At 63.1% G+C, this 6,433-nt stretch carries 7 protein-coding genes; 4 read left to right on the forward strand and 3 right to left on the reverse strand.

Features of this window, described 5'->3' with window-relative positions; all coding sequences use genetic code 11:
* Window positions 1-19 precede the first annotated feature (19 nt).
* The gene (locus G1E_RS18835) at window positions 20-625 is read right to left on the reverse strand and encodes a CDP-alcohol phosphatidyltransferase family protein (RefSeq protein WP_009683871.1); all 606 of its coding nucleotides are present in this window, start codon (window positions 623-625) and stop codon (window positions 20-22) included.
* A 148-nt stretch (window positions 626-773) separates the two neighbouring features.
* Complete coding sequence (locus G1E_RS18840; protein ID WP_009683870.1) at window positions 774-1,676, reverse strand: LysR family transcriptional regulator; 903 nt, start codon at window positions 1,674-1,676, stop codon at window positions 774-776.
* Between the two features lie 77 nt (window positions 1,677-1,753).
* Between G1E_RS18840 and G1E_RS18845 the strand changes: the two genes are divergently transcribed.
* Entirely contained in the window at window positions 1,754-2,518 is a 765-nt protein-coding gene (locus G1E_RS18845; protein WP_047150007.1) for a sulfite exporter TauE/SafE family protein, read from the forward strand.
* On the opposite strand, the gene G1E_RS18850 is transcribed toward G1E_RS18845, so the two are convergent.
* Entirely contained in the window at window positions 2,508-2,822 is a 315-nt protein-coding gene (locus G1E_RS18850; protein WP_009683867.1) for a putative quinol monooxygenase, read from the reverse strand. The two genes, G1E_RS18845 and G1E_RS18850, sit on opposite strands and share 11 nt — an antisense overlap.
* 163 nt (window positions 2,823-2,985) lie before the next feature.
* On the opposite strand from G1E_RS18850, the gene G1E_RS18855 reads away from it, so the two are divergent.
* The 3 genes from G1E_RS18855 (at window position 2,986) to ggt (ending at window position 6,379) form a co-directional block, all read left to right on the forward strand.
* Window positions 2,986-3,576: an NAD(P)H-dependent oxidoreductase gene (locus tag G1E_RS18855; RefSeq protein WP_009683866.1), complete on the forward strand. Its 591-nt coding sequence runs from the start codon at window positions 2,986-2,988 to the stop codon at window positions 3,574-3,576.
* A 121-nt stretch (window positions 3,577-3,697) separates the two neighbouring features.
* The gene (locus tag G1E_RS18860; protein ID WP_047150008.1) at window positions 3,698-4,594 is read left to right on the forward strand and encodes a LysR family transcriptional regulator; all 897 of its coding nucleotides are present in this window, start codon (window positions 3,698-3,700) and stop codon (window positions 4,592-4,594) included.
* A 117-nt stretch (window positions 4,595-4,711) separates the two neighbouring features.
* On the forward strand, window positions 4,712-6,379 hold the full coding sequence (gene ggt / locus G1E_RS18865) for a gamma-glutamyltransferase (protein WP_047150009.1): 1,668 nt from the start codon (window positions 4,712-4,714) through the stop codon (window positions 6,377-6,379).
* Window positions 6,380-6,433 lie beyond the last annotated feature (54 nt).

Consider the following 6,433-nt stretch of genomic DNA (forward strand, 5'->3'; position numbering starts at 1 on the left):
TTTTGCGGCGACGATAGGCTCAGCGGGTTTCGGCCAGGCCCTGGCGAACCCGGTTGTAGAGGGTATAGAGCGAGAGCGCGAGGATGACCAGCAACAGGCCGTTGATCCAGGCGCCATCGAGCAGGCCAAAGGCGACGCCGGTGCCCAGCACGCCGAAGGCGAAGGCCCTGTCGCTCTTGCCCATAGGCCCGTCGTAGCGCCGCGAGGCGCCTGCCAGCGGGCCCATGACACCGGCGTACTCGCTGAAGGTGGCGCACAGCACCACCAGCACCACCAGCGCAGGCGACACCCCGGCCAACAAGGCGAAGGGCAGGTACAGCGCTGCATCGGCAATCACGTCACACAGTTCGTTGAGGTAAGCACCGAGGGTGGATTGCTGGCCGAACTCCCGGGCCAGCATGCCGTCGACAGCATTCAGCGCCATGCGCAGCAGCATCCAGATCGGCACCAGGATGAACAGCCAGGTGATGTGCGGCAGGGCGGCCAGCAGCAGGCCCACCAGGAGCGATACCACGGCAGCGGTGACAGTGACCTGATTGGCGGTGACGCCTCGGTCGTAAAGGCGTTGCACGGCCGGGCGCAACAAAGCCTGGAAGCGTGGTTTGAACTGGTAGATCGAGGCCACTGGACAGTCCTTTTTAGTGGGGCGTCATGGCGCCATTGTGTGTGAGCCTTCTTCGCGGGTAAACCCGCGAAGAATCCAACGCAGTGCATGGCACCGGCTGCGCCGGTGTTCGCGGGCGCGCCCGCTCCTACAGGGACCGCGCCAGCTTTTAGTAATTGAGCAAGACAGTTGCTCCCGCCAGCCGGTCAACCAACCCCGACGCATACCCTGGCAACGCCGCAAAGTCCCGCGCGCACACCAGCAACCGGCGGTTGGCCCAGGGTTCCGCCAGGGCTACCCAGTGCAGCGGCAACAGCCCTTGCCAACGCTTCACCGCCGCCAGTGGCACCACCCCGACCCCGGCCCCGCCTGCAACCATGCGGATCACGCCATCAAACCCTTCGGCCCGCACTCTCACCTGCATGCGCCGGCCTTCCCGCAATGCCTGTTCCTCCAGGTACAACGCCAATGCACTGCCTGCTCCAAGCCCGACATGACCATGCGCCAGGCTGTCGATGAAGCTGGGGGCAGCCTCGCTGGCCAGCGGATGGCCAGGCGGGGTTACCAGCACCAGTGGGTCGTCACGAAACGGCCGGGTTTGCAGGTGCCCGAAAGGCGCGGCTGTTGAAACAATGCCAAGGTCTGCCATGCCTTGCGTAATCGCCTGCACGATGCGCAGGCTCGGCAGTTCCTGTATGTCCACGCTGACGCCGGGGTTTTCAGTCAGGTAACCGGCCACCAGTTCAGGCAGGTACTCCGTAAGTGCTGCGGTGTTGCACAGCAGGCGCACTTGGCCGTGCTGCCCCTGCGCGTACTGGCCCAGGTCGAACTGCAGGCGTTCGACCTGCTGGGCAATCAGGCGAGCATGCTGCAACAGCGCCTGGCCGGCCGGGGTCGGCTGAACACCGCGGCGGTTACGCTGCAGTAAAGGGATGCCCAGCGACGCTTCCATGGCCCGGATGCGCGCACTGGCTGCCGGCAGCGACAGATGGCTGCGGCTGGCACCGGCGGTGATGTTGCCGCACTCCAGGGTGTGCTGGAACAGCTTGAGATCGATCAGGTCAAAATGCATGTGCCTCTGCCTTAGCAAGAGTCTGGATAAGGGTATGGCAGATTTTCAGCCTGCCCACCACGGGCCATTATCGGCCCATGAATACCTTGCTCGCTTTCTACCACAACATGGGCCCTGCTCTGTCGCTGCTAGTGGTGCTGACGTTCCTGCTGGCCGGCGCAGTGAAAGGCGTGATCGGCCTGGGGCTGCCCACCATCGCGATGGGCCTGCTGGGCCTGGCTATGCCTCCGGCGCAGGCTGCAGCACTGCTGATCGTGCCGTCGACCCTTACCAACCTTTGGCAGTTGGCCAGCGGCGGGCACCTGCGAGCGTTGCTGGTGCGGCTGGGCCCGATGCTGGCGCTGATCTTCATTGGCACTTTGCTGGGCAGTGCCTGGCTGGGCATCGACAACGGGCCATGGGCCGCGCATGCGTTGGGTGCGGCCTTGCTGGCGTACGCGGTGTACGGGCTGGTTGGGCCGGGCTTGCGCTTGGCAGCGGCGCACGAGCGTTGGCTGGGGCCTGCGTGCGGGCTGGTGACGGGGGTAATCACGGCGGCAATCGGGGTATTCGTGATACCTGCGGTGCCCTACTTGCAGAGCCTGGGCCTGAGCCGCGAGCAGATGATCCAGGCGCTGGGCCTGTCGTTCACGGTTTCGACCCTGGCACTGGGTGTTGGCCTGGCCGGGCAGGATGCCCTCGGTGGCCAGGCCTTGGGTGCTTCACTGCTGATGCTGGCGCCAGCCTTGCTCGGCATGCTGGCCGGGCAGTGGTTGCGTCAGCGCATCAGCGCGTTGCTGTTCAAGCGTTGTTTCTTCATCGGCCTGGCCGCACTGGGCGGCCACTTGCTGATCAACGGTTAGCGCTGGATGCGCTGAGCATGTCGACCTGCTGGATATCGAAATCGCGCTCAAGGTAGTCCATGCGTTTTTCGAAGAAGGCGGCCATGTGCGGCAGGGCCGAATGCACATCCAGCGCGGCCTGGTCGGCCCACACTTCGAAAAACACGAAAAGGCTCGGGTCCTGCTGGTCGCGCAGCATGTGGTACTCGATGCAACCTGGCTCCTGGCGGCTTGGCTCGACATAAGGGCGGAACAGGTTTTCGAACGCATCGGCCATTTCCGGGCGGGTCTTGGCTTTGAGGATGAAGGCGATCTGCTCAGTCATGGGGCGCTACTCGGTGAGAGGTGGTGAACCGATTCTACGGCAATAATGTGATGTTGATTCGTGACTTCTGGTCAATTGTATTTTGCCCGGTGACTTCTGTATCCCGCCCCTGCGAACCTCTAACCTGCCGACATCAAATTTTGACTCGGCCGGGGAGGCCAGCATGAAAAAGATTCTTCTGCTCAATGGTGGTAAACAGTTCGCTCACTCTGATGGCCGCCTCAACACGACCTTGCACGAAGCGGCCATCGCCCACCTGGACCGCGCCGGTTTCGATGTACAGCAGACGTTCATCGACGGTGGCTACGACGTGCAGGCCGAGGTCGAGAAGTTTCTCTGGGCCGATGTGATCATCTACCAGATGCCGGGCTGGTGGATGGGCGCGCCGTGGACGGTGAAGAAGTACATCGATGAAGTGTTCACCGCAGGCCATGGCAGCCTCTACGCCAACGATGGCCGCACCCGCTCGGATCACACGCAGAAGTACGGCAGCGGTGGCCTGGTGCACGGCAAGCAATACATGCTGTCGCTGACCTGGAACGCGCCGCAGCAGGCCTTCGATGACCCGAGCGATTTCTTTGAAGGCAAAGGCGTGGATGCGGTGTACTTCCCGTTCCACAAGGCCAACCAGTTCCTTGGCATGACCGGCCTGCCGACTTTCCTGGCAACGGATGTGATGAAGCGCCCGGATGTGCCGGCGGCGCTGGCAGCTTATGAAGCCCATCTGGACAAGGTGTTCGGCAAGGCAGCGTGATGGGTTGCCTGTACTGGCCTCATCGCGGGCTGGCCTGCTCCCACGGTGAGGTAGGAGCAGCCGCAGTTGGCCTGTACATGCGATTATCTGATCCTTGCACAGACCCATCACAGGCCCGAATGTGAAAACCCGATCCGAAGAACTCCAGGTGTTCGTCGCCGTCATCGACTGCGGCTCGATCTCCGCCGCTGCCGAGCAGATGGGCCAGCCCCCGTCCGCCGTCAGCCGCACGTTGTCGCGCCTGGAGGGCAAGCTGGGCACCACTCTGGTCAATCGCACCACCCGGCGTATGGACCTCACCGAGGAAGGGCGTTTTTTCCTCGACCGCGCGCGGTTGATCCTGCAGCAGATGGACGACATGGAAGAGCGCCTGTCGATGAACCGCCAGACCCCTACCGGGCGCCTGCGCATCAACGCTGCCGCCCCTTTCATGCTGCATGCCATTGTGCCGTGGATCGGCGAGTTCCGCCGCCAGTACCCGGGCATAGAGCTGGAGTTGAACACCGACGACCTGATCATCGACCTGCTGGAGCACAGCACCGACGTGGCGATTCGCATCGGCGAACTGGCCGACTCCAGCCTGCATGCACGCAACCTCGGCTGCAGCCCGGTGCAGGTGCTGGCAAGCCCCGCCTACCTGGCGCAGCATGGTACGCCCCAGCGTGTCGAGGACCTGGCCAACCACTGCCTGCTTGGCTTCAGCCAACCCGACTCACTCAACCAGTGGCCGCTACGCCATGCCCAGGGTGACCGCTTCGGCATCCGCCCCGCGTTGCTCGCTTCCAGCGGCGAGACCCTGCGCCAGCTGGCGCTGGCCGGGGAGGGCATCGTCAGCCTGTCGCATTTCATGACCCACGAAGACATTCGCAGCGGGCGCTTGCAGGTGCTGTTGGGTGAAGCCAACAACGGTTACCGGCAACCGATTCACGCGGTGTACTACCGCAACACGCAGCTGGCCCTGCGTATTCAGTGCTTTCTGGATTTCATCCAGCGCAAGCTGGCCATGTACGCCTGCTGATTTGCCTGAACGCGACAAAGCCTGCCCACGGGCGGCGAAACGCCCTGCGGGCGATTGCACAGTCCATGCGCATCGGCCTTACTGACTGCTCGACAAAAACAACACCAAGGAAGTGTCATGCGTATTGTCCCGTTTCAGTACCTGGCTCTCGCAACCGCGATCCTGAGCTGTTCCTCGGTTTACGCTGCGGATCTGGAAGGCGGTGCAGTGGCTGCCCCCGATCAATATGGTGCACAGGTCGCCGCCGATATCCTGAAAAAGGGCGGCAACGCAGTCGATGCCGCCGTGGCCACGGCCTTCACCCTGGCGGTGACCTATCCCGAGGCCGGCAATATCGGCGGCGGCGGTTTCATGACCCTGTTCGTCGACGGCAAGCCGTATTTCCTCGACTACCGCGAAGTGGCGCCCAAGGCCGCCACGCGCAACATGTATCTGGACGACAAGGGTGAGGTCATCGAGAACCTCAGCCTGGTCGGGGTGCGCGCCGCTGGCGTACCCGGCACGGTGATGGGCTTGTGGGAGGCGCATCGCAAGTTTGGCAAGCTGCCCTGGAGCGAGCTGCTGACCCCGGCCATCGGCTATGCGAAAAATGGCTTCAAGGTCGCGGAAAAGCAGTACCAGTACCGCAACGATGCACAGGGCATGTTCAAGACTGCGACCAACTTCAACGATTACTTCGGCAACATGAAGGTTGGCGAGCTGTTCAGGCAGCCCGAACTGGCCCACACCCTGGAGCGCATCGCCGACAAAGGCGTCAGCGAGTTCTACCAGGGCAAGACTGCCGATTTGCTGGTGGCGCAGATGCAGGCCGACAAGGGCCTGATCACCAAGCAAGACCTGCAGGATTACAAGGCCGTATGGCGTGAGCCGATGGCCGTCAGCTGGCGTGGCAACGTGGTGTATACCGCGCCACCACCCAGCTCCGGCGGTGTAGCCCTGGCTCAGTTGCTGGGCATCAAGGAAGACCGCGCGGCGGACTTCAAAGGGGTGGCGCACAACTCGGCGCAGTACATCCACCTGCTGGCCGAGATCGAGAAGCGCGTGTTCGCCGACCGCGCCGACTACCTCGGTGACCCGGCCTTTACCCAAGTGCCGGTGGATAAACTGGTGGCCAAGGACTACCTGGCCAAGCGCGCTGCGCAGGTCAACCCGAAAGCCATTTCCGACACTGACAAGGTCAAGCCCGGGCTGGAGCCGCACCAGACCACGCACTTTTCCATCGTCGACAAGCACGGCAACGCGGTCAGCAACACCTACACCCTCAACCTCGACTACGGCAGCGGCGTGGTGGTGAAAGGGGCGGGTTTCCTGCTGAACGACGAGATGGACGATTTCAGCGCCAAGCCGGGGGCGGCCAATGCCTTTGGCGTAGTCGGCGGTGATGCCAACGCGATCGAGCCGGGCAAGCGCATGCTGTCGTCGATGAGCCCCAGCCTGATGACCCGTGACGGCAAGGTCGAGCTGGTGATCGGCACCCCGGGTGGTTCGCGGATCTTTACCTCGATCTTCCAGGTGATGAACAACCTGTATGACTACGGCATGCCATTGGACAAGGCGGTGGCGGCGCAGCGTGTGCACCATCAGTTGCTGCCCAAGGACACCATCTACTTCGACAGCTATGCACCGTTGACCGGGCCTGTGGCTGACGGCCTGAAGAAGATGGGGTATGTGCTGGAAGACCAGGGCTGGGAGATGGGGGATATCCAGGCGATCCGGGTGGAAGGGGCAAAGCTGGAGACGGCCTCTGATCCGCGGGGGCGTGGGGTGGGCATGATCGTCAAATAAGCTGCCGCCTGTGCTGGCCTGATCGCCGGCAAGTCAGCTCCCACGGGGATCGCA

Origin of the sequence: Pseudomonas sp. TJI-51 (assembly GCF_000190455.2) — a bacterium.
Taxonomy (GTDB): domain Bacteria; phylum Pseudomonadota; class Gammaproteobacteria; order Pseudomonadales; family Pseudomonadaceae; genus Aquipseudomonas; species Aquipseudomonas juntendi.

Excerpts from the sequence above, each read along its gene's own strand:
- G1E_RS18840 (WP_009683870.1), bottom strand. The coding sequence starts at position 1,676 with ATGCATTTTGACCTGATCGATCTCAAGCTGTTCCAGCACACCCTGGAG.
- G1E_RS18845 (WP_047150007.1), top strand. The coding sequence starts at position 1,754 with ATGAATACCTTGCTCGCTTTCTACCACAACATGGGCCCTGCTCTGTCG.
- G1E_RS18850 (WP_009683867.1), bottom strand. The coding sequence starts at position 2,822 with ATGACTGAGCAGATCGCCTTCATCCTCAAAGCCAAGACCCGCCCGGAA.
- G1E_RS18855 (WP_009683866.1), top strand. The coding sequence starts at position 2,986 with ATGAAAAAGATTCTTCTGCTCAATGGTGGTAAACAGTTCGCTCACTCT.
- ggt (WP_047150009.1), top strand. The coding sequence starts at position 4,712 with ATGCGTATTGTCCCGTTTCAGTACCTGGCTCTCGCAACCGCGATCCTG.